23 protein-coding genes are annotated in these 20738 nt (G+C 63.1%); 13 read left to right on the top strand and 10 right to left on the bottom strand.

The features are described from left to right. Nucleotides 1-4: 4 nt before the first annotated feature. Nucleotides 5-1045 (bottom strand): NAD(P)/FAD-dependent oxidoreductase, encoded by a 1041-nt coding sequence (locus BM083_RS05280; RefSeq protein ID WP_089868381.1) that lies wholly within the window; start codon nucleotides 1043-1045, stop codon nucleotides 5-7. Between the two features lie 125 nt (nucleotides 1046-1170). Then, a complete protein-coding gene (locus BM083_RS05275; RefSeq protein ID WP_089866701.1) occupies nucleotides 1171-2760 on the bottom strand; it encodes a sensor histidine kinase in 1590 nt (529 codons plus the stop codon). 221 nt (nucleotides 2761-2981) lie between these two features. Between BM083_RS05275 and BM083_RS05270 the strand changes: the two genes are divergently transcribed. From BM083_RS05270 to BM083_RS05240, 8 genes are all read left to right on the top strand, one after another. Then, a complete protein-coding gene (locus tag BM083_RS05270; protein WP_089866698.1) occupies nucleotides 2982-3641 on the top strand; it encodes an HAD family hydrolase in 660 nt (219 codons plus the stop codon). A gap of 59 nt (nucleotides 3642-3700) precedes the next feature. Continuing rightward, complete coding sequence (locus BM083_RS05265; RefSeq protein ID WP_177197543.1) at nucleotides 3701-4369, top strand: helix-turn-helix domain-containing protein; 669 nt, start codon at nucleotides 3701-3703, stop codon at nucleotides 4367-4369. A 103-nt stretch (nucleotides 4370-4472) separates the two neighbouring features. Further along, nucleotides 4473-5252, top strand: a complete 780-nt coding sequence (locus BM083_RS05260) for an aldo/keto reductase (RefSeq protein WP_089866692.1) — start codon at nucleotides 4473-4475, stop codon at nucleotides 5250-5252. Then, complete coding sequence (locus BM083_RS05255; RefSeq protein WP_089866690.1) at nucleotides 5249-5575, top strand: nucleoside triphosphate pyrophosphohydrolase; 327 nt, start codon at nucleotides 5249-5251, stop codon at nucleotides 5573-5575. Before BM083_RS05260 ends, BM083_RS05255 begins: the two co-directional genes overlap by 4 nt. 45 nt (nucleotides 5576-5620) lie before the next feature. Further along, nucleotides 5621-6037 (top strand): peptide-methionine (R)-S-oxide reductase MsrB, encoded by a 417-nt coding sequence (gene msrB, locus BM083_RS05250; RefSeq protein WP_009375580.1) that lies wholly within the window; start codon nucleotides 5621-5623, stop codon nucleotides 6035-6037. A gap of 43 nt (nucleotides 6038-6080) precedes the next feature. Further along, nucleotides 6081-7037 (top strand): D-2-hydroxyacid dehydrogenase, encoded by a 957-nt coding sequence (locus BM083_RS05245; RefSeq protein ID WP_089866686.1) that lies wholly within the window; start codon nucleotides 6081-6083, stop codon nucleotides 7035-7037. A gap of 59 nt (nucleotides 7038-7096) precedes the next feature. Beyond that, the gene (locus BM083_RS23155) at nucleotides 7097-7267 is read left to right on the top strand and encodes a DUF7987 family protein (RefSeq protein ID WP_177197542.1); all 171 of its coding nucleotides are present in this window, start codon (nucleotides 7097-7099) and stop codon (nucleotides 7265-7267) included. Nucleotides 7268-7338: 71 nt separating this feature from the next. Further along, entirely contained in the window at nucleotides 7339-8379 is a 1041-nt protein-coding gene (locus BM083_RS05240) for an FAD-binding oxidoreductase (protein WP_089866683.1), read from the top strand. Between the two features lie 6 nt (nucleotides 8380-8385). Here BM083_RS05240 and BM083_RS05235 read toward each other — a convergent pair whose 3' ends face one another. The 5 genes from BM083_RS05235 to BM083_RS05215 are packed head-to-tail and all read right to left on the bottom strand — an operon-like array spanning nucleotide 8386 to nucleotide 15169. Further along, nucleotides 8386-9192 carry a hypothetical protein gene (locus BM083_RS05235; protein WP_089866680.1) on the bottom strand — a complete coding sequence of 269 codons (807 nt, stop codon included), beginning with the start codon at nucleotides 9190-9192 and terminating at the stop codon, nucleotides 8386-8388. A gap of 22 nt (nucleotides 9193-9214) precedes the next feature. Further along, nucleotides 9215-10033 carry a hypothetical protein gene (locus BM083_RS05230; RefSeq protein WP_089866677.1) on the bottom strand — a complete coding sequence of 273 codons (819 nt, stop codon included), beginning with the start codon at nucleotides 10031-10033 and terminating at the stop codon, nucleotides 9215-9217. Between the two features lie 43 nt (nucleotides 10034-10076). Further along, the gene (locus BM083_RS05225) at nucleotides 10077-11783 is read right to left on the bottom strand and encodes an asparagine synthase-related protein (RefSeq protein WP_089866673.1); all 1707 of its coding nucleotides are present in this window, start codon (nucleotides 11781-11783) and stop codon (nucleotides 10077-10079) included. Further along, nucleotides 11783-13714 carry an asparagine synthase-related protein gene (locus BM083_RS05220; RefSeq protein WP_089866669.1) on the bottom strand — a complete coding sequence of 644 codons (1932 nt, stop codon included), beginning with the start codon at nucleotides 13712-13714 and terminating at the stop codon, nucleotides 11783-11785. Before BM083_RS05220 ends, BM083_RS05225 begins: the two co-directional genes overlap by 1 nt. Next, nucleotides 13715-15169 carry a sulfatase-like hydrolase/transferase gene (locus BM083_RS05215; protein WP_089866665.1) on the bottom strand — a complete coding sequence of 485 codons (1455 nt, stop codon included), beginning with the start codon at nucleotides 15167-15169 and terminating at the stop codon, nucleotides 13715-13717. Nucleotides 15170-15452: 283 nt separating this feature from the next. Between BM083_RS05215 and BM083_RS05210 the strand changes: the two genes are divergently transcribed. Genes BM083_RS05210 through BM083_RS05195 form a run of 5 tightly spaced genes read left to right on the top strand, consistent with a single transcriptional unit; the run spans nucleotide 15453 to nucleotide 17850 of the window. Then, on the top strand, nucleotides 15453-15947 hold the full coding sequence (locus tag BM083_RS05210) for a hypothetical protein (protein ID WP_009375596.1): 495 nt from the start codon (nucleotides 15453-15455) through the stop codon (nucleotides 15945-15947). Then, entirely contained in the window at nucleotides 15944-16639 is a 696-nt protein-coding gene (locus BM083_RS05205; protein ID WP_089866663.1) for a DUF7546 family protein, read from the top strand. The genes BM083_RS05210 and BM083_RS05205 overlap by 4 nt, the downstream gene beginning before the upstream one ends. Nucleotides 16640-16693: 54 nt before the next feature. Then, entirely contained in the window at nucleotides 16694-16867 is a 174-nt protein-coding gene (locus BM083_RS23150) for a hypothetical protein (protein WP_009375605.1), read from the top strand. Between the two features lie 36 nt (nucleotides 16868-16903). Beyond that, nucleotides 16904-17440 (top strand): cob(I)yrinic acid a,c-diamide adenosyltransferase, encoded by a 537-nt coding sequence (locus BM083_RS05200; RefSeq protein WP_089866659.1) that lies wholly within the window; start codon nucleotides 16904-16906, stop codon nucleotides 17438-17440. A 47-nt stretch (nucleotides 17441-17487) separates the two neighbouring features. Continuing rightward, nucleotides 17488-17850, top strand: coding sequence for a hypothetical protein (locus tag BM083_RS05195; protein WP_089866656.1), 363 nt, complete (start codon nucleotides 17488-17490; stop codon nucleotides 17848-17850). Nucleotides 17851-17872: 22 nt separating this feature from the next. On the opposite strand, the gene BM083_RS05190 is transcribed toward BM083_RS05195, so the two are convergent. From BM083_RS05190 to BM083_RS05180, 3 genes are read right to left on the bottom strand one after another with little or no spacing between them, the layout of a single operon-like run. After that, complete coding sequence (locus BM083_RS05190) at nucleotides 17873-18271, bottom strand: diol dehydratase small subunit (protein ID WP_009375609.1); 399 nt, start codon at nucleotides 18269-18271, stop codon at nucleotides 17873-17875. Between the two features lie 2 nt (nucleotides 18272-18273). Then, nucleotides 18274-18861, bottom strand: coding sequence for a propanediol/glycerol family dehydratase medium subunit (locus BM083_RS05185; RefSeq protein WP_089866653.1), 588 nt, complete (start codon nucleotides 18859-18861; stop codon nucleotides 18274-18276). A gap of 2 nt (nucleotides 18862-18863) precedes the next feature. After that, complete coding sequence (locus BM083_RS05180) at nucleotides 18864-20606, bottom strand: propanediol/glycerol family dehydratase large subunit (protein ID WP_089866650.1); 1743 nt, start codon at nucleotides 20604-20606, stop codon at nucleotides 18864-18866. Nucleotides 20607-20738: the final 132 nt, after the last annotated feature.

Genomic DNA, 20738 nt, shown 5'->3' with positions numbered 1-20738 from the left:
TCGCTCAGTCGCCTCGAAGCGACTCGCCGATTCGTTCTCCCGTCTCGATACCGTTCCAGAGCGCCGCGTGAACCCGCGCGTCGCCGACGACCCAATCGCCCGCGAAGTAGAGTCTCTCGTCCTCGGCGCTCCGAATCACGTCGTCTACGGCACCGTCGTCCGGGAGCGCGTAGCGCCACCCTTGGTCGTCGACCCACTCCGGGTCGGACAGTCGCTCGTCGTCGAGGAGTTCGGCAACCATCTGGGCGACGGTGGGCGCCGACTCGTCCAGCGGGTCGTCGTAGTGGTCGGTGGACCAGTCGGGACTCATCTGGACGACGAGGAGCGTCTCGCCGTCGGGGACGTGTCCCGGTTTGCACTCCTCGCGTGAGAGCCACCCCACCGCGTGGTTCTTGTCAGTGTTGACGAGCGCGTAGTAGGGAACATCGAGTTCGAAGCCGTAGTCGAGGACGTACGTCCGAATCGTGCGGTAGGAGACGGCTCCGACGGCTTCGATGAGTGCCGGTAAGCGCTCGTCGTTCCACTTCGACTCCGCGAGGAGTGCGGCAGTCTGCGGTGCCGGCGGCGTGAGTAGCAAGCTATCGAACGGGCCGTGCGTCTCGCCGTCGGTGTCGGTGAGGTGCCAGTGGTCACCACGCTCGACCGATTCGATTCGGGTCGGTTGGTCGACGTGGACGTCCGTCTGTGCGAGTAGACGTTTGGCTAACTGAGTGATTCCGTCCTCCCACGTCCACTTGTGCGCGTCTCTATCGCCGTCGCCCTCGGAGAGTTGGCCGGCGGCGTCGAACGTCCAGACCGGTTCTTCGATGTCGACGAGTCCGTCCTCACCGAGTTCGGACAGGAGGTCGGTCGTTCGCCCGTCGGCGTCCTTGATGTAGTTCGCGCCGTGGTCGTAGCGACACCCCTCTTTCCGGCGAGTGGCCGCACGCCCGCAGACGCCACGGCTCTTCTCGAAGATGGTCACGTCGACGTCGCTGTCGCGGAGGGCGTACGCCGCTCCCGCGCCAGCGGCCCCTGCACCGACGATGGCGAGTGAGTCGGTCATCGTGTCGCCCCCGTCTGAGACGTTTGCGTGGTCATCGTCATCGTGCGACACTACGGAGGCGACGGGGAAAAGCGACCGTGACCCGGTAAGCCGTCGACGGTATCGTCACGAACCGAGAGCGAGAATCAACCGGTGGGTTCGTCACCAGCGTCGCTAGTGTGTTCAAAGTTTTCGGCGTCGTCGGTGTCGTCGATGTCCCCGGTGTGAGCGTCTTCGAGGCTGACGACCTGTGACCGCTCCGTCTGTTCACGAAGTCGAATCACGACGGTCGTGCCGGTGTCGTCAGTCTCGAAGTCGAGAGAGCCACCGACACCGACCACCAGCCAGTTGACGAACCATAGGCCAAGCCCGCTTCCGTGGTGGAGTGAGTCCTCCGCGTCGCGGCTGAGCACCTCTACCTCCTCGTGTGGGATGCCGGGCCCGTTGTCAGAGATACGCACTTCGACCAGAGACGGCGTCTCTAGCCGGCGCGTCGTGAGCGAGACTCGTGGGTGTTCGCTGTCGTTGTGTGTCACCGCGTTCTTCAACACTTGAGAGAACACCTCGGTGAGACCGGGAACGCCGAACACGAAGAGCGGACTGAGAACGTCGACGTCGAGCGAGGCGTTCGGATACTCGCGCTCGAAAGAGGCAACCGCATCGGAGACGAGTGTGTCGAGAGCGACCACCTCCGCCCCCTCCACGCCACCGATAATCTCCTCCATCTTTCGGACGGTGTCGCTCATCTCGGAGAGTTCACTCGCCGTGTCCGCGACGATACGGGCGAACGTACTTGCCTCAGAACTCGCTTCGGTAGCGGAGGCGATGAGGTCGGCGTAGCCCGCGATGATGTTCGATTGGGTTCGGATGTCGTGGCGGAGAACGCGGTTTAAAACCGTGATACGCTGTTTCGAGAGTGTGAGCGCTTGGTGCTGGAGCTCTTGGCCCGTGATATCTATCTTACAGCTCACCACGTACTCGACGTCTCCACCGTCGTCGAAGACGGGAACGGCGTTCACCGAGAACCAGCGTCTGCTGCCGTCGTCGAGTTCGACCCCACGTTTCACTCCGTCGACCGCACGCCCCGTCTCGAACACCACGTCGCTGACGAGCGTCGGCGGGTCGAGTGGAGTTCCGTCAGCGTCGAGCAGGGTCACGTGGTCAGTCGTTCCTAACTGCGCTACGGAGTCGACGCCGAGTTCTGTCAGAAGAGAGTCGAGACGACTGTTCGTTCTGACGACGTCGTGGTCGTCGTTCGTTACGTAAATCGAAACTGGAGCAGTCTCCAAGACTCGTTCGAGCAGTTCTCGCTCTGCGTCGCGTTGCCGTTTGAGCCGTCTACGCTCCGTCCGCGTCGCTCTCTCTCGGGTGACGTCGATACCGCGTAGCACGAGCGTGTCGACGGTCTCGCTGTCGTCGAGTGCGGGCCACAGTGAGAGGTGGAACCACCTGCTCCTGGAGAAGGCTTGGTTTTCGACTTCGAGTTGGGCGAACTCGCCGTCTCGCACAGCATCGAGCGCGTCACGAAGTTGCTCACGTGTCGACGCCGACCACCCCGGGAGCGCTGCGAGCGACTCGCCAACGAGCGACTCTTCGTCGAAGCCGAGAGACTTGGCCGCGGTTTGGTTGACACGACGAATCGTCCCGTCGGCGTCGAGGAGGCCCATCAGGCCTCCTGGGTCACGAAACAGTGCGGCAGCCAACCGTTCGTCGACGTCGACGTCGGCGTCGGTCATCGTCCACGTCGTGAGGAGGGTGGCCGACTCTCCACGGAGGACAGCCGACGAGAGGTACCGCCATCTGAGTCGAAGTTCACGGAAACACAGTGTGTCTAAGCATACAAATATCTGCGTCCCTGAAATACATAGTTGACAGAATTTGTGGCTAGAAACCAACCTGCGCTCCTCGATAGACTGACGCCGAAACGCGTTTTATCGAGCGACGTCTCGACTATGCTGTGACGTACGATGCAGTTCTCTTCGACAACGACGGGGTCCTCGTGACGCTCGTCGAGTACGAGGTGCTCCGGCGGGCCACGGCGGAGACGTTTGCGAACCTGAACGTCGACCCGCACCCCGACCACGTCGACGAGATGGCAGTGGGTGTGACGCCCGACGCACTCCAGCGAGTCTGCGACGCGTACGGACTCGACCCGGCGGAGTTCTGGACACACCGAGACGGCACCTCTTCGAAGCACCAGCAAGCGGAGGTCCGTGCGGGGCGCAAAGGTCTCTACGACGACTTCGACGTGGTTCGGACGCTCGACCATCCGCTCGGTATCGTCAGTTCCAACCAACAGGAGACGGTCGACTTCCTCCTCGACCACTTCGATATCGGCCACCTCTTCGAGACGGCCTACGGCCGCGAACCGATTCCCGAGAGCCTCGTTCGAAAGAAGCCGAACACGTACTATCTGCAGCGTGCGCTCGACGACCTCGACGCCGAGACGGGTCTCTACGTCGGCGACAGTGAGACGGACCTCATCGCCGCCCACGACGCCGGACTCGACTCGGTGTTCATCCGCCGTCCACACCGGGCCGAGGCCGACTTCGACACCGACCCGACGTACGAAGTCGACGGCCTCGACGAACTCCCGGAACTCGTCGAGAAACGCTGAGTCACGAGATGCGAGAGGTGACCCCAACGCATTACCGTTGGGGGGGAGAAGCGGAGATTATGGCCATCATTCTCGAGTTCTCTCTCCCGGCAGAGTCATTTGCGTTGGGGGATGCACTCGAGGCCGTGCCGAGTATCGAAGTCGAACTAGACCAAGTGGTCCCCACAGAACAGCAGTCCCTCCCCTTTCTCTGGGTCGAAGGCAACGCGCTAGACGCGTTCGAACAGCAGGTCGCTTCCACGTCGAACGTCGACCAGTTTCGCCTCGTCGAGTCGATGCCCGACCGTCGCCTCTACGAGTTAGACTGGAACGACCGCGTCGACTGTCTCGTCGAGGGAATCGTCGAGGCCAAAGGAACCCTCCTCGCGGCACAAGCGACCGGCGGGCATTGGCAGTTTCGCCTGCGTTTCCCCGACCGACGCCACGCGAAGCGATTTCAGTCACACTGCGTCGAGACGGAGATGCCCATCGACCTCTCGAAACTGTACGACCTCTCGAAGTCGGGGTTCCGAAAGGAATACAACCTCACCGAGAAACAGTACGACGCACTCCGCTTGGCGTACGACCGCGGATACTTCCACGAACCACGAGCGGTCGACCTCGCGGACCTCGGCACGGAACTCAGCATCTCCCCACGCGCCGTCTCCTACCGACTTCGTCGCGGAATCTCCAGTCTGGTCGAACACACTATCACGACGCCGGTCCAGTCAGAAAACGGCGGACGCTAACTTCGACGACCCACCGCATCGGACGCATCGACGTAACGTCGAATGTCTGACGTAGTGTAGCGGTGACCCGGTCGCCTAAGTACGACAACTGTGAGTATCCACTATGAACGACTCGCTCCCCTCGGTCGGTCTCGGGACGATGGGACTCGACGCACCCAGCGGTGCCGAGACGATTGCGACGGCACTCGACGTCGGCTATCGCCACCTCGATACGGCACAGATTTATCACAACGAGCACGTCGTCGGTGCGGGTATCGCCGCCAGCCCCGTCGCCCGCGACGACCTCTTTCTCGCGACGAAAGTGTGGGCCGACAGCCTCGCACCCGACGCCGTCCTGACGAGTACACAGGCGAGTCTCGCCCGCCTCGGCGTCGACGCCGTCGACCTCCTCTACGTCCACCGACCAATCGAGAGCTACGACGCCGCAGAGACGCTCCCAGCGTTCGACGCCCTCGTCGACGCCGGAAAGGTGCACAACGTCGGTGTGAGCAACTTCACCGTCGACCAACTCGACGAAGCGCGTGAGTCCCTCCAGACGCCGCTTTTCGCCCACCAGACGGAGTATCACCCGCTCTTTCAACGGTCGCAACTCGTCGAACACGCGCGCGAGCACGACTACACGCTCGTCGCCTACTCGCCGCTGGCGGGCGGACAGGTGTTCGACGTGCCCGAACTGCAGGACGTCGCCGCGAAACACGACACCACCGAAGCCGCGGTGAGCATCGCGTGGCTCTGCGGGATGGACAACGTCGTCGTCATCCCGAAGGCCTCCAGCGAGGCACATCTGCGGGCGAACTTCGAAGCGAAGGAGTTGGAACTCGACGACGAGGACGTCGCGGCCATCGAAGCCATAGACGAGGAGGTCGAACTCTACCCAGAATGAGCGACCGAGAGACTATCGAGTTCGACAAACTCGTCCGGGACAACGTTCCCGAGTTGATTCGCCAGAGCGGCGACACACCCGAGACCCACGTCGCCGACGACTCGGAGTACCGCCAGCGTCTGCGCGAGAAGTTGGTCGAGGAAGCGACCGAGTTCAGCGAGACGGGTGAGACCGAAGAACTCGCAGACGTCCTCGCCGTCGTCGGTGCAATCTGCCGAACCGACGACATCGACCGCGAGGAGGTAGAACGACTCGGCCGCGAGAAGACCCACGAGCGTGGCGGGTTCGAAGAGCGAATCGTCCTCGAACGCGTCCGGAAGTGAGCAGTCGAGAAAGCCCTTAACCGCGTTCGGTTCCTCCGACAACACATGAGTGACTCCACCGGTCAGCGACAGGACGTCCCCCAGACGGACGAGGAATGGCGCGAGAAACTCTCGAAAGAGGAGTACCGCATCCTCCGAGAGAGCGGAACGGAAGCACGGTTCTCCGGCGAACACGTCGACCGGAGCGACGACGGCGTCTACAAATGTAAGGGCTGTGGCACCGTCCTCTTCGAGTCGTCGACGAAGTACGACTCTTCGTGTGGATGGCCGAGCTTCTACGCCGCTGAGGACGCCAACATCAAGACAGAGACGGACACCAGCCACGGGATGCGCCGTATCGAGGTGCGGTGTGAGGGCTGTGACAGCCACCTCGGACACGTCTTCGACGACGGCCCTCAGCCGACGGGGAAACGATTCTGTATCAACTCCGTCGCCCTCGACTTCGAACCGGCAGACGAGTGACGAGAGACGAGGCTATTTTTGACGGCGGCGTGACCGACCGACAATGACCGACAGTCCCCGACTCTTGATTCCGCACACTGTTCCTCCGGAACGCACCGAAGAGCTCCTCGCTGCTCTCAGCGGTCCAATCCGCTCGGACGACGTCCTCGTCGCCGAGACGCCAACCGAGACAGTCGAGTACGCCGAAGACGTAGCGGGCATCGTCACCGGCACGCTGGACGACGACCTGCTCGCGGCGGCGACGAATTTGCGGTGGGTCCACGCGCTCAGCGCGGGTGTCGACCACTACGACCACGACGCCCTCCGCGAGCGCGACGTCGTCCTCACCAACTCCTCGGGTATCCACGCCGAACCTATCGCCGAGCAGGTGCTCTGCTACCTCCTGATGTTCGAACGCGGCATCGTGCAGGGGACGCGCCAGCAAGCCCGCGGCGTCTGGGAGCGCTTCGAGGGTGGCGAACTGCGCGGCAAGACCGTCGGTGTCGTCGGCGTCGGTGCAATCGGGACGCGCGTCGCCGAACTCTGTAGCGTACTCGGGATGACGGTTCTCGGGACGAAACGCGACACCAGCGAGTCACCCGACGCCGTCGACGACCTGTTCGCCGCAGACGACTACCACGAGGTGCTCCGGCGGGCGGATTACGTCGTCCTCGCGTGCCCGCTGACCGACGAGACGGCGGGACTCTTGGGGAACGAAGAGTTCCGACTCATGCACTCCGACACCGTTCTCGTCAACATCGCCCGCGGCGGCGTCGTCGACGAGTCGGCGCTGACACGGGCGCTCCAGCACCACTCGATTCGTGGGGCGGCACTCGACGTGTTCGAGGAGGAACCGCTTCCAGCGGATTCGCCGCTGTGGGACCTCTCGAACGTCGTCGTCACGCCGCACATGGCCGGGTCGACGCCGAAGAAACCCGAGCGGTGGCGCGACATAATCGTGCAGAACTACGAGGCGCTCGCCGCGGGTGACGTCGACGGGATGGTCAACCGCGTTCTCTGAGTCGGCTCTTCGGGTAGTCGAGGCAACACTTTTCGGGGGGCAAGTCGTCTCCGTGAGCCATGGTCTCCCGTCAGACGAAGACGACGCTCGCGTTCGTCGTCCTCGGCACCCTCCTGTGGTTGGTGACGATAGCCCTCACCGACGTACAGTGGATTCAGTGGGCTGTCCTCATCGGTGTCGGTGTACTCGCTCCGACGGTACTCAACGAGCGAACGGCACAGCGTGGGTGACGAGCACCCGCTCCGGTCGTGAAGCCCGTTCTGCCGTAGTGCCTAACAGGGAGAACGAGAAACAGAGCCGTATGGAGCAGGACCCGGACCGACCACAGGAGAAACCGGACCCGGTCGTCGACCAGACGGCGAGGGTGACGGAGGCGAGACCGATGGACGAGTCACGCGCCGACGAGGTCGGTGAGGAACTGTCGAGACGATGGCCCGACGTCGCCGAACGACTCGACGGCGACGCCGACGAACCGACGGACGTCCGCGGGTGGAAACAGGTCGTCGACGAGTTAGTCGAGGCGGGCGAGGAGCGAACCGCAGACGAGATAGACGCGCTAATCGACCGTGCCGACCGGTCCTACCCGTCACTTCTCGGCCTCAGACTCACGCCGGACGAACAGCGACTCGCGTTCGACCCCGGTCAGTACGTCCGCATCAGTTTCGAAGAGGAGGAGCCACGTGTGTACTCGCTCGCCAGTTCGCCCAACGAGGACGAACTCGAACTCTGTATCACCCGCGTTCCGGGCGGTGAGTTGACGCCGTCGCTCCTCGATGGGGCCAAGCGTGGCGACGACCTGTTCGTCCGTGGGCCGTTCGGCGACGAGTTGAGCCTGCTCGACGAGTCCGACCGAGACATGGTGTTCGTCGCGACGGGAACCGGCGTCGCACCGCTCCGGAGCATGATTCGATACACGTTCGAGGAGGGACTCGACAGCCACGACGGTGAGAACCGAGACGTGTGGCTCTTCCTCGGCGCGTCGTGGCGCGACGACCTGCCGTACCACGCGGAGTTCGAGGAACTCTCGAGGGAACACGAGAACTTCCACTACGTCCCGACGCTGAGCCAGGAACGCCTGCTCACCGATTGGGTCGGCGAGACGGCCTACGTCCAACAGACGCTCGTGAAGTACCTCGCGGAGGGCGTCGACCGCGAACGGGTTCCGGAGGAGCTTCACGGCCACCTCGACTCAGAAGCGAGATACGACATCGACGCTCGACTCGACCCGGAGAACGCCGAACTCTACATCTGCGGCGTCGGCCGAATGTGTGAGAGCGTGACGGACGTTACGGAACGACTCGGCCTCCCCGAGCGAGTGAGCAAGGTCGAGAGCTACGGATAGGTCGATTCAGGTGCGTCGCTGACACCGCCGAATCGCGTCGACGACGCGCTTCGCCTCCTCGCGCTCCGAGAACTCGCTGTAGTACGTCGTCGGAAACGGGAGGCCCCGTCGAATTCGGACCGTTCCGTCGGTGACGTCGACGCGTCGGACCTGCCACCACGGGACGACGGTCACTGGCCGTCCACTCTCGGTGCGGACGAGCAGTCCACCGTCGAGGACGGCGAGTTGGTTCGTCTCTCTCCCCTGAAAGAGCGTCCCGATGACCGCTCCGACGACACTGGCACCGGCGAGGAACGCGAGTCGCCACGGCGAGAACGCCTCGCCGAACGCGACGGAGATGATCGCGTATCCGAGGAGACTCCCGACGACACTTATCGCCACTGCGAACCAGCGCGATTCGGTCACCGTCACGAGCGCGTGCATCGACTCTCGCTCCGAGACGACTCGTGCGCGGCGTCGTCTTCCAGTCTCCCCAACGAGGCCACAGAGGACGAGTAGCCCGAGCAACGGGAGGTGGAGTGAATCCGGGAGCACCCGGTCGATGCCGACACTCTCGCCGACGAACAGGGCGACCAGTCCCACGGCGAGAACCGGCGGGAGGGCGTAGAGATAGTTGTCCAGTGCCGCGTTCACTTGCTCGGGAATCTGTTCGAGGACGACCCACACGCCGAGGGCGACGACGAGAGCGAGACCACCGACGACGTCGAGTGAGACGAGCGTGAGCCACGGGAGAATCGTCACGGCGACGCCTGCGACGAGCAGACCGACGGCGACGCTGAAGTGGTCGTAGGAGGGGAGGCGGGGACGCATCATCTCGTGGTTGTTCGGCCCGGCGCTAAAGTGTTGATACGTGGGAACATTCGTGTCGGCGGCGGATTGTCTTGACGATGGCTTCGGCATCGTCGCGGCCCGAGAGGTCACAGTAGTAGGTCTGTGGCACCGGGAGGAGAGACGTGACCCATAGCGTCTCGTCCGTGTAGTCGACCCGTAACAGCCATCCCCACGACAGCACCGAGAAGAGTTTGCCGCGCCGCGGATTGACGAGAAGACCACTTTCTGTGACGCTCAGCGTGGCCGCTCTATTCCCGACGAACGTTCCCGCCGTCGACCCGATGGCAGGACCAATCACGAGCCCCAAATAGAGTCGGCCTTCGAGTCCGAGTGAGACGACTGAGGTACTGAGTATCGCGAGTACGAAGGAACTCACGAGCAGTGTCCACGCGGACTGCGTCGCCGCGAGAGTCGCCTCTACCGACGCTTCCCGGAGACAGGTGGTGGCTCGTCTGTGAATCCCTGCGGTAGCGGCGATGACTCCGGCAAGGGCGAGACAGACCGTCGCCCAACGCGTCGTCGGCGACGGACTGTATCCGGCCGCTTGTGCCACGAGCAGAGCAGAGAGCGGGAGTATCGAGCAGACGCCGAGCCCCAAGTGCAGACCACGTTCGAGCGCGTCGTCGACCCGACTCGGCGACTGTTCGAGTACGGTCCACGTGACGAGGACGACGGCGAGAAAGACCGTCCCGAGCGACGCGGGGGTCGACGGGACGAACGGGACGACTCGTGATATCGACAGTAGTGCCCACAGTATCAGACCGCCGACGAAGACGCCGACGGCGACGCTGAAGTGGTCGTAGGAGGGGAGGCGGGGACGCATCGTCCGAGGGTGCGCCCCGCTCGATTAAAGAACTACTGACAGGTTACTTCAGCCACCAGCGCAGGTCGTTCACGCGCAGTTTCTGCCGGACGGGCAGTTGGTGGATGGACTCCTCGGTGGGGAACAGTTCGCGGTCCATCTCGTAGCGGTCGTACACGTCGTCCCGGTCGGGCCACGCCGACTCGAACGGTTCGAGCACCGGCACCTTTCGGCGGACGAACCGCTCGATTTGGTTGAGTTGCGTCGACGAGTACGGCTGACTCGGTGGTCGGTGGTGGAAGATGGTCGGGTCGATGCGTTCGAGCGCTTCCCAGAACATCCCGTCGTGACGGTGTTCCGGCGGCGTCTTCAGGTGCCACTCCAGTAAGTCGATGTCGGCGGCGATGAAGGACTCGTAGTAGTTGTCGGCCAGATGTGTCCGGAACGGCATCACTGGCTGGTTTCGGATGACAAGGAGGTCCATCGCGTTGTGGACCGAGTCGGTTCTGGACCAACACTTGTCGAGTTCCTTGCTGAGTCGCCCCTGCAAGAAGGTCGTCGGGTCGTCGACCGAGAGATCCCCGAACAGGTCGCCCGTGGCCTCGGCGATGTGCTCGCTCGCCTCGGGGAAGAAGCCGAGTGTGTCGAGCAGCGAGTCGATGGGGTTCGGATTGGGGTGGAGTCGCTTCGAAGGTAGTTTCGATCCGAACATCTCGACACCGTCGCGTTCGAGGAAGTACCCCTTCAGCAGCGTGTCGAACAGCGCGCCGTGGTACATCGTCGCCACGTCGAACTCGTCGTCGTAGCCCGCGTGGTGGATGTGCAGCGACTCTTTGATACCTTGCGCACAGCGAATCTTGGCGTCGCCACCGCGGAGATACCGGTCGTCGGGTGCGAGCACCTCGTGGGCCGCACCGTACTGTTCTGCGACTTTTCGAGCGGCGCGTACCTCGCGCGACCCGGGTCTGCCGACGGTGTAACACTGGTCGATGTCGAGTTTCGAGAGGAGGACACGCGAGTCCTTCCCACCCGAGAGCAGGAGGCCGCGCGGGCCGGGAAGCCCCGCACGGCGCTCGATTGCTTGCTCCAGTCGCGTCGCGAGTTCGTCGACGTAGTCGAACCGACGCGGTTCGTAGACGAACCGAGAGAGTTCCGTGGTGTCGGTGGCAGTGAGATACCCGTCGAAGGGGACACGGCGAATCTGGTCGAACACCGTCGCAGTCCCGAGCACCGTGCCGAGGTGGAGAAACTCCAAGACTGCCTCGCGGTCGATATCCGACTCGTCGACGAGAGGCGTCAGCGTACTCGGGTCGGTGCTGAACACGCGGACGCCACCGACGTCGGCGTAGAAGCACTCCCACGACCGAAGCGGGTCGGTGACGACCACCCTCTCGTCGTCGTGGTCGATGACGACGATATACGACCCGTTCAGTCCGGTGAGTGCGGCGAACCCGTGACGAGAGAACCGGTCGAGGAGCCACTCGGCGGTGTTGTCTGGGTCCGTTCCCGTTGGGGGGATCAGTTCGCCGAAGACGGCGCACATCCCCTCGGGACCCTCGTAGCGAGCGCTCCGTCTCGGGTGGTCGAGTGACGAGTCTCTGATACCGACGGTTGTGCCGTTTCCGGTCAGGACGTCGTCGAAGTCCTCCCGCGCGCGTAGACGGTCGAAGGCGTCTCGGTCACCGAAGACGCCGAACAGTTCTCGGTTCATCTGCCTATCTTTGGCCACTGAGTTGGTCGTCGTCGTGTTCGACTCGAATCGACTGCTCATTACTCGGAACTCCCCGACGGTCGTGAGTGCCCTCCGTCGACGGCGACACCGTGTTCGGAGGACGTGAGCGAGGACCTCTCGAGGGTGTCGTGAGCGCGTTGTGTGGCGGGCATGTTGAGTAGTGTCAAGAGTGAGTAGAGCACGGTCTGGTTGTTCACGCCGTCACAGTGTTCGTGGTAACAGTCGAGTGCCCCCTGGAAGTCGAGGAAGGGCAAACCTTCGAGTAAGTGTCGCTGAGCATACAGTGTCTCTTCAGTGAAAGTTTTCGCGCGGATAAGTTCTTGTCGGTTCGGCCACGGCGCGTGCGTCAGATGTGGTTCCGGTGGTGACTCGTCGGCGACGTGCTTTCGCCAGAACCCGTAGAGGGTGTCGCCGAGGAAATCGACCGGGAACGGATACTTCAGCGGGACACCGGTTCGAGCGTGCGGAATCTCCGCGAGTGCCGGGTCGAGTTCGGTGACCGCGGCGTTGACGAGGTTTCGACGCAGCAGATATCGAACCGGAATCTGCTGGGCGAGGTCGAGGAGACGATTGTCGAGGAACGGCGTCCGGTACGGTCGCATCTGCATCAACGTCCGCGAGAAGATGGCGTCGGTGTCGCCACCCATCGGGTAGAAGTCACCGTACATCACGAGGTCCTGCAGCGACCCGTAGCGCACGCCGTGGCTGACGATTTCGTCCCCCTGGTGGCGGATGTTCGACCGAAGCACGGACTGCAGCGAGAACGACTCGGTGAAGTACGAGAGCGGTTCGACGGCGTCTTTCATCTGGAAGTCGATGTAGTCGTCGATGCTGTCGATAGACCGTCGGAGCGGGAGCGACAAGTTCCCGACGTCGCCGACAGAGATGCCGTGCTTCGCGAAGGGGTGGCCACCGAACAGCATGTCGGCGTAGAGTCCTGCGACGAGCATGTCGCAGTTCTCGACGATGTCGTCTTCGAAGCCACTGAAGTACGCCTGGTCGAACCAGCCGCTGAAGTTCGATATCTTCGGCGCGTCTTCCAGCAGGCGGGCGTCGTAGTCCTCGTCGCGTTCGAGGAGGTGGAACTCGTCACCGTTGACCGTCGCCGCCCGGCGCGCAATCTTCGCCTCGCGACTCATGAAGTCGGCGTTGTGGAACGCCGCCATCGGCTGGTCCATCGCCGCTTGGATGAGTCGTGAGTCGCTCCCACCACTCAACAGGAGACCGTAGTCCAGGTCGTCGTCCGTCCACTCGGCGAAGACCTCCTGAATCGTCTCGGTGAACTCCTCGAGATACGTCGAGAACGGTTTGTCGACCGGTTCGTACGAGGGCGTCCAGTAGGTCCACGTCTCCGTCGACAGGTCGTCGAGGTCGACCGTGACGACGGACGCGGGGGGCAGTTCCTCGATACCGTCGAGCGGCGTCTTGACGCCGAACACGCGCCTGAGTTCGAGATACTCGTAGAGGTACGGGAGGACGAACTCGGTGTCGATACCGGGATACGCCGCGAGTGACTGTGACGCCGACGAGAAGACGAACGCCCCGTCGTCGGCGCGGGTGTAGAAGATGGGTCGGGTTGCGATGCGGTCTGTGACGAACGACACGGTGTCCTCGGCCACGTCGTGGACGACGAGTGCGTAGCCACCGTTGAGTCCGGCGACGAACTCCATCCCGAGTGCGTCGTAGAGACGCGCACAGAACGCGGCACTCCCGCCGCGTCCGTTCGAGCGAGCGACGTGCTCCGACCCGCTGTCGTAGCCGTACACGTCGCCCCAGACCCAGATTCGGACGTCGCCGTCGGCGGCCGTCGCGGGCTGGTCGCCCGCGAGCAGCGAGTGGAACGACCCGTGGAGCGAGAAGCCGTCGTCGTCGACGGTGACTCGCTCTTCTTCGTCGCGGTGTGTAACCGAGTCGGTGAACGCCGGCGGGAGTGCCGCGTGGTCACCGAGTGCGCCACAGACCCCAACCATCTACAGATACCCCAGTTCTTTCAGTTGCTCCTCGACGTCTTCGTCGAACTCCATGTCCTGTTCGCCGGCCGCAGCGGCCTTCTTGTACTCGTCGAGCGGCGTGTCGAACAGCGCGGTCACTTCCGGCGGCGGCCCGCTGTGACGAGCGACCTCACGCTGCCACGACGGTCGGTCGTGGTCGAGTTCGTACTCGATACACTCGCCGAGGGAGTCCCACTGGAGTTTCGTCTCGCCCTCGTAAGCGACACGAATCATCCGGTTCCAGAACTCGTGGTCCTCCTCAGTGAACTCGTGGCCCCACGTCCGGTCGCCGTGGCCCAGCAGGCCGATAGTCTCGGCGACGACGTGGTCGTGGCCGAAGTCCTCCGGAATCGGCTCGTCGGCCGCGAGTTTCGGAATCAGGTCGGTGAGGTCGATGTGCGAGACGTAGTCGGTAATCTCCTTCGCAGAGCCGTCGGGCGCGTTGATAATCTCACACGGCGTGTGCTGGATACCCTCCGACATGCTGCCGGTGTGGTGGAACAGGCCGTCGTCGGCGTCGTCGCCGAGGTTGTGGCCGTGGTCGGAGATGACGACGAACGTCCACTCCTCCTCGGATTTGGCCATCAGTTCGACGAGGAACTGTGAGACGACGCGGTCGAGGTAGTCGATGGAGGCGGCGTAGAGTTGGCGGTAGTTGTCGGTGTACTCCGACGTCGCCGCCTTGTCCTTGTTCAGTTCCCACTTGTCGAGTTTGCGCGAACTCCACGAGTTCGGAACCGAGTGCAGCGACTGGTCGTACTGGACGAGATTCCGCAGCGGCGTGTGCGCGTCCATGAAGTTCGTGAAGAGGAAGACGGGTTCGTCGCCCGCCGTCGAGCGCTCCGTCGCCGTCTTCACGATGTTGCTCGCGCCGTCGTCGACGAACTCCGGAACGGGCAGGTCCTTCACGGTGTGGCCGATCTGGGACCAGACGCCGTTCGCGACACTTTTGAGCGGCTTGTCGTGGGCCGCACAGGCCTTCAGGAACCCGAGATAGCGCTTGGCCGCGCTCGGTTCGTCCGTCGACTTCATGTACTCCTGAACGACGAGTCCGTCGGTGAACAGGGTTTCGTTGGTGTGCGACCCGATAGAGAAGTCGTAGAACTCGTCGAACAGCGTGTCGAAGCCGAACGCCGTGTTGATGTAGGAGTTGGCGCTCAGGCCGAGCGTTCGATGCTCGGGTAGGTCACCGAGGAACGTGTCCTCGACGTCGAACTGCTCGAAACTGAACGAGGCGTCGAAGCTCTCCGAGTGAACGCCGTGTTCCGAGGGAAGTTTGCCCGTGAACAGACTGGTGTGACTCGGCGTACTCCACGAACTGGCGGCCCGACACTGCGTCATCGAGGTGTCGGAGAGCGCCTGTAGTCGGGGGGCGTACTCGTCGAAGTAGTCTTTGCGAACGGTGTCGAGGACGATGAGACCGACGTTACGCATCGGTGTTCCTCCTGCCCGTGAGAAGCGGTGCCCGGATACTCGGTGCCGTCGAGGTTCTTCGAGAGGTGGACCGAGAGGTCATCGACTCCGACTTGATGCGGAAGGGGCTTTCCTATACACTGCATAAACCGACTGAGGAGTGTCTTAGACACCACTAAAGAACCGACGTAATTCGGCGAAATCGCCCGAAACACGTCGCAACGATGGGTCCGTTTCGGGGTCGCGAGTGCGCGAACGTTTATGTTCGCTCGGCATCAATTATGTGGGATAGAGTAGTGGTATCATGGCACAAGCTACGTACTTAGTCAGCGCGCTGGTGATGGGGGTGCTCGTCGTCGTCGTCGCCGTAGCGACGCTTCGCTTACGAACGTGGCAACACTACACCGTGCAGGTGCCACGGAATATGGCGACCGTCGCCGCCGAAGCACGGACAGCACAGGCTACGGGACGCCCGCAGTCGACCGACTTCACGCTCCCCGGCGAGGCGCTCGTAGACCGCTTCGTCCACAGTCAGGCGACGTGGTATCTCGGATTCGTCGTCGTCGCACTCGGTTTCGGTGCGGCGACACTACTCTCGCTGGGCGGTGACACCGCTCCGGCGACCACGACTATCGTCCTCTTGTTCGTCCTCGTCCTCGGTCTCTATCTCCCCGTCGGTCTCTACGTCGCCCTCCGGAACCGTGGTCACGCGAGCGCCCGGGCCGCCGGCGAGGCGGGACTCGTCCTCGGCGCAGTGGTCGTCGTCGCCATCGTCGGGAACCTCGTCGGTCTCGGGTGAGTCGCGTGTCCACGCTCGCCGGCCTTCGTCTCCCCCGCCTCGCCTACGCCACCGACGTTCGTCGCTGGGCCGTCGTCGTCGCCGTCGAACTCCTGCTCGTCGCTGGCTACTTCGGCCTGACGGGTGCCGAACCGACGACGCTCCGGTTCGTCCTCTACCCGTTCGTCTGGCTGAACGTCGGCGTGTGGGCGGTGAACCGCACGCGACCACCCGCCGCGAGTCGCCGCCAGCGCATCCTCGCGGGTTGCGTCGCGAGTGCCTACTTCCTCGTTCTCACCTACGCGGCCGGTCTCCTCGCGTTCGGCCACAGCCACCCCGACGCCGTCGGTGTGACGCTCACGGCTGCCTCGCCGGGGTGGGGACCGCTCGTCGCCTACACGACACCGAACCTCCGACTGCTCTTCGTCCCCTTCCGCGTCGTCGGCTACCTCGCCCTGTCGTATCTGGTCTACGTGGCGGTGCTCGACGCGGCGAAGGCGGCGGTGCCCGGACTGCTCGCACTCGTCACCTGTATCGGCTGTAGCTTCCCGCTCGTCGTCGCGGCTGTCGGCGGTGTCGCTGGCGGTGTTACCGGGGGGAGCGCCGGCGTTGTCACGGCGGTTGCGGCCTACTCGTTGGACCTCTCGACAGTCGTGTTCGTCCTCGCCGTCGGACTGCTCTACTGGCGGCCAGTGGGTCGCCGACGGCTCTGACCTGCTGACCGCGCCACGCGTACGTTTAATACGCTTGCCACACGTTATCGTGCGATGTCTCAGCACCATACGGCGTACGTCGAGACGCTCGTCCACGTGAACTGTGGGAACTGCGACGGCTACTGGGGACTGAGCGACATCGACGTCGAGACGATAACCGACCGCGAGTGGTTCTGTACGCACTGCGGCCACGAGGCGGCACTCGGTGAACTCGTACAGAACGACTAACCCCGTGACAGTTGAACCACAGGATACACCCGACCCATGAAGATTTACACCCGACGCGGCGACGAGGGCCAGACCGACCTCCAGAACATGGACCGCGTCTCGAAGGCGAGTCCGCGCATCGAGGCCTACGGCAACGTCGACGAGGTCAACAGCCTCGTCGGCCGCGTTCGCCCGACCGGTTACGACGACGTCGACGAGTGGCTCGCCGCCGTCCAGAACCACCTGCACATCATCCAAGCGGACTTCGCGAACCCCGAACCCGACGACGACGACCCGGTCGTCCGAGACGAACACGTCGAAACTATCGAGCAGTGGATAGACACCGCCGACGAGGAACTCGAACCGCTCACCGCGTTCATCCTCCCCGGCGGCGGCGACGCAGGTGCTCGTCTGCACCACGCACGAGCGGTCTGTCGCCGTGCCGAGCGTCGAGCGGTCGTCCTCCTCGAAGAAGAGGAGAGTGTAAACGAGGCGGCCGTCTCGTACCTCAATCGTCTCTCTGACTTCCTGTTCGTCCTCGCTCGTCTCGTGAACGCCCGAGACGGCGTCCCCGAGGAGAATCCGACGTACTGAGCGTCTCGGAAGAAACAGCTAACACTCGGATACGCGTACCGTGTGGTATGTGTGCTGACGGCACGGACGACGCGTCCGAAACTCCCGAAAATCCTGAAACTCCCGACGAGGGCCGTGAACACATCGAGACGCTCAGAGAGACCATCGACCGGAACCGGAACTTCGGTTGGGAGGCCTACCGCGAACGGTATCGCTTCACCCTCGTCGACGACGGCACGGTTCGTGTCTCGCGCGTCGACGCCGAGGCGGCCGAGACAGCGTCTGCACGCGCCGTCGAACACGGCGTCGACCACGTCGTCACAGTGGCGGGCGGGAGAGCCGTCGACTGCAACTGTCACGTCGCACGCCGACCGGTCGGTCAGAAGTCGTGTCGACACATGCGCGCCGTCGAGTCACATCCGCGGCTGTAGGCTTCGAAAAAGTCGAGACCGGTTAGAACAGCTTCCGTTGCTCGTAAACTTCGACGGCCTCACGCACGTGTTTGGCGTTGAGTTCCGCACCGTACTCGGTTTCGAGTTCGTCCGCGATGTCGTGGAGCGTCTGTTTGTCGGCCCCACTGGGGCGAAGCGCGTTGTAGATTTCCAGGATGCGGTCGTCCGGGACGGCCGTGAGTTCGGCGGCCCGCCGGAAGTTCTGCGCGAGTTGCGGTCGACCGGCGTTCTCGGCGATCTGCGCCTGCTTTTCGAGCGTCTCCGGCGCGATGACGAGTTCCTCGCCGCCGATGTCGCCCGAGACGATTTTCTCCAAGGTGATGTCCGAGAGCTTCGTTCCGTTCGGTGTCTTCACGTCGTCCGGGTTGTCTCCGAGTGGGTAGTGAATGTCGTCGGTCATAGTTATTCGAAGGACACCTCCTGTTCCATCGGGGCTGCGTCCTCGTCTTTCAGTTGCATCTCTTTGATGTGCCAGAGTGCGGCGAGCGCCTGATACCGGGGGCGCGCCATCGGGTCGTTGGCGACCGGAACGGGTTCCGGGTTCTCGCCTTTCGCGTACAGTGCGGCGTTCTTGCCGATTGCCCGGTACGTTTCGAGGTCGATGAGCGGGGCCTGCGGGAACAGTTCCAGGTTGCTGAGCGGGACGAGGTCCTCCTGGTGGATGAGCGTCGTGCCGCGCGTCTGAATCCCGATCGAGATACCCGACCCGCTGAGTTTCGCACCGCGAAGGCCGATGACACCGAGGTCCAGACTGTCGGTGAATCGGACCACGCGCGCGGTGAGTCCCTCCTCTTCGATACCGGCCATCATCTCGCGGATGACGTTCGCGAGTTTGACGCCCGCGAGCGTCTCGTCTTTCATCGTGTTGAACCCGGCGCTGATGGCGATGACCACCTCGTCGGTGGCCGTCCCTTCTTCAGCCTCGCCTTTGTCCGTCAGGACGAGTTTCCGCTCGTTCTCGTCCTGTTGCGGTTGTTGTGCTTGGGCCATGGTCAGATGTCCTCCGGGTCGACGGCGAACCGAACCGCCTTCTTCTCCTCCCACGCCTCGCCTTCGAGTCGGTGACCTGTGCCGGGGCCTTGGTACTCGTTGGGGTCGTTGACGGCCGACGAGACTTCGAACTCGCCGTCGCCGAGGTAGATGCCCGACGTCTGGATGTAGTCACCCGCGACTCGGCCTTTGAGGATACCGAGGAAGTTCTCCGCGATGTCTTCGAAGCCGTTCTGTGCGAGAATCTTCACGACGTCCGCGCCGGTGACTTCCTCCGCCATCATCTCCTCGGCGGCTTTGATGTCCTGTGCCGTACTCCGGTCGGGCATATCCTTGCTCCCGTTGGCGTAGATGGCGGCTTCGACTTCTTCGTCGGTAATCTGCGGGAAGCCGAGTTCGTCGAAGACGACCTGAAGGGCTTTGACGGCGCGTTCGCGGTATTCGAGGACCGTCTCCTCGTCGACGGGTCGCGTCCCGCCTTCGACCTGCAGGTCCCGTTGCATGATGTTGTACTCGTCGAAGTCGTAGGAGTCGAACGTCGACCCCGCGAACATGTTGTCGTAGTTCGGGACGGCGCTGTAGCCCGAGAAGATGAAGTCGGTTCCGGCGAGGAACTGCGGCATCATCCGGGCCGTCCGGCGCTTCTCGGAGTGTGTGAACGTCTGGTCGTTGCCGGAGGCGACTTCGAGGTCCGCCAGCATCGTCACGAGGTTCTCGGCGGCGACTTCCTTGACGCCAGCGGGTACGGCGGTCGGAATCGCGATACAGCTGATACCGCCGTTCTGGAGGCCCTGCACCCCACAGCCCTTGCTGACGAGGACACACCGCGTCTCCAGGTAGAACATCGACTTCCCTTCGGCCTGTCCCATCTGAAGTTCGGAGCCAGCACCCGAGGTGTAGCGCATCTTCACACCCCGTGAGGCGTACCCCGACGCGAGGAACGCCTTCGACCACGGCGTGTCGTCACCGTCTTTGAACACGTCTTCCGTGCCGTAGACCGAGACGGTCTCGGCGTAACTGGTCATCCCGCGCATCCCGAGTTGGAGTTCCGTCGCCTCCTCGACGGCACACTGCGGGAGCGACCCACCGCGACCGGTCTGTGCGCCGATTTGGAGCGCGAGCGCGTTCAGTGGAGCCATCCGAGCCACGCCGACCGTCGTCTCGACTTCGTAGAAGCCTCGCAGCGTCGCTTCGGCGGCGTCGGCGGCGATCTGTGCGGAGTTGTCCTTGAGACTCGTGACGTGCGCCTGATTGCCCGGCGTCTGGCGCGTCCGCATCTTCTTCATCGCCATGATTATCTCGGCGATGTCGAGGTGGTTGACCACCTCGACGAGTTTGGCTGGGGTCATCGCCGTCGACAACTCGACGATCTCTGCCCGTGGTACGTTGATGTCGACGAGTTTTCGCGCGAACTCCAACGAGTCGACGCCGACGGCCTCCTCTGTCTTCTCGACGTTGATGGCGTAGTCGGCGATGAATCGGTCGATGAAGTCGAACTCCTCGCGCTCCTTGCCGTCCATCTCGACGATCTTTCCGTCTTCGACCCGAACGCTCGGGTCGGGGTCGTTCGGACTCTCCATCGCCACGAAGCCGACTTCGGGCCACTCGTTGACGAACCCGTCTTTGGCGATTTCTCGCTTATCAAGCGCTTCGAACCGTTTCGACCGCTTCGGTGTCGTTTCCTGTACCTCACCTCCCCCGTCTGTACGGGGAACGTTCTCATCTCTCGCGTCACCGTCTGACATGGTACGTACCCCTTGGTGAGTATATGCTTATACCTTCACATATATTTGTGAACAATAACAACCACACCGGTGATAGTGCAAGTAAATTTGACATTGTAGGCGTAAAGTAGGGCAAAATAGACGATTGCTAGT

It is taken from the genome of Halogranum rubrum (genome assembly GCF_900114455.1).
GTDB classification, from domain to species: Archaea; Halobacteriota; Halobacteria; order Halobacteriales; family Haloferacaceae; genus Halogranum; species Halogranum rubrum.
Note: the sequence above shows the minus strand (reverse complement) of the source record. Positions and strands in the feature narration are given on the sequence as shown.

Excerpts from the sequence above, each read along its gene's own strand:
- BM083_RS05190 (WP_009375609.1), bottom strand. The coding sequence starts at position 18,271 with ATGACCGACGACATTCACTACCCACTCGGAGACAACCCGGACGACGTG.
- BM083_RS23155 (WP_177197542.1), top strand. The coding sequence starts at position 7,097 with ATGGTCTCCCGTCAGACGAAGACGACGCTCGCGTTCGTCGTCCTCGGC.
- BM083_RS05235 (WP_089866680.1), bottom strand. The coding sequence starts at position 9,192 with ATGATGCGTCCCCGCCTCCCCTCCTACGACCACTTCAGCGTCGCCGTC.
- BM083_RS05220 (WP_089866669.1), bottom strand. The coding sequence starts at position 13,714 with ATGGTTGGGGTCTGTGGCGCACTCGGTGACCACGCGGCACTCCCGCCG.
- BM083_RS05225 (WP_089866673.1), bottom strand. The coding sequence starts at position 11,783 with ATGAGCAGTCGATTCGAGTCGAACACGACGACGACCAACTCAGTGGCC.
- BM083_RS05230 (WP_089866677.1), bottom strand. The coding sequence starts at position 10,033 with ATGCGTCCCCGCCTCCCCTCCTACGACCACTTCAGCGTCGCCGTCGGC.
- BM083_RS05200 (WP_089866659.1), top strand. The coding sequence starts at position 16,904 with ATGAAGATTTACACCCGACGCGGCGACGAGGGCCAGACCGACCTCCAG.
- BM083_RS05255 (WP_089866690.1), top strand. The coding sequence starts at position 5,249 with ATGAGCGACCGAGAGACTATCGAGTTCGACAAACTCGTCCGGGACAAC.
- BM083_RS05240 (WP_089866683.1), top strand. The coding sequence starts at position 7,339 with ATGGAGCAGGACCCGGACCGACCACAGGAGAAACCGGACCCGGTCGTC.
- BM083_RS05260 (WP_089866692.1), top strand. The coding sequence starts at position 4,473 with ATGAACGACTCGCTCCCCTCGGTCGGTCTCGGGACGATGGGACTCGAC.
- BM083_RS05210 (WP_009375596.1), top strand. The coding sequence starts at position 15,453 with ATGGCACAAGCTACGTACTTAGTCAGCGCGCTGGTGATGGGGGTGCTC.
- BM083_RS05245 (WP_089866686.1), top strand. The coding sequence starts at position 6,081 with ATGACCGACAGTCCCCGACTCTTGATTCCGCACACTGTTCCTCCGGAA.
- msrB (WP_009375580.1), top strand. The coding sequence starts at position 5,621 with ATGAGTGACTCCACCGGTCAGCGACAGGACGTCCCCCAGACGGACGAG.
- BM083_RS05185 (WP_089866653.1), bottom strand. The coding sequence starts at position 18,861 with ATGGCCCAAGCACAACAACCGCAACAGGACGAGAACGAGCGGAAACTC.
- BM083_RS23150 (WP_009375605.1), top strand. The coding sequence starts at position 16,694 with ATGTCTCAGCACCATACGGCGTACGTCGAGACGCTCGTCCACGTGAAC.
- BM083_RS05275 (WP_089866701.1), bottom strand. The coding sequence starts at position 2,760 with ATGACCGACGCCGACGTCGACGTCGACGAACGGTTGGCTGCCGCACTG.
- BM083_RS05265 (WP_177197543.1), top strand. The coding sequence starts at position 3,701 with ATGGCCATCATTCTCGAGTTCTCTCTCCCGGCAGAGTCATTTGCGTTG.
- BM083_RS05180 (WP_089866650.1), bottom strand. The coding sequence starts at position 20,606 with ATGTCAGACGGTGACGCGAGAGATGAGAACGTTCCCCGTACAGACGGG.
- BM083_RS05195 (WP_089866656.1), top strand. The coding sequence starts at position 17,488 with ATGTGTGCTGACGGCACGGACGACGCGTCCGAAACTCCCGAAAATCCT.
- BM083_RS05280 (WP_089868381.1), bottom strand. The coding sequence starts at position 1,045 with ATGACCGACTCACTCGCCATCGTCGGTGCAGGGGCCGCTGGCGCGGGA.
- BM083_RS05215 (WP_089866665.1), bottom strand. The coding sequence starts at position 15,169 with ATGCGTAACGTCGGTCTCATCGTCCTCGACACCGTTCGCAAAGACTAC.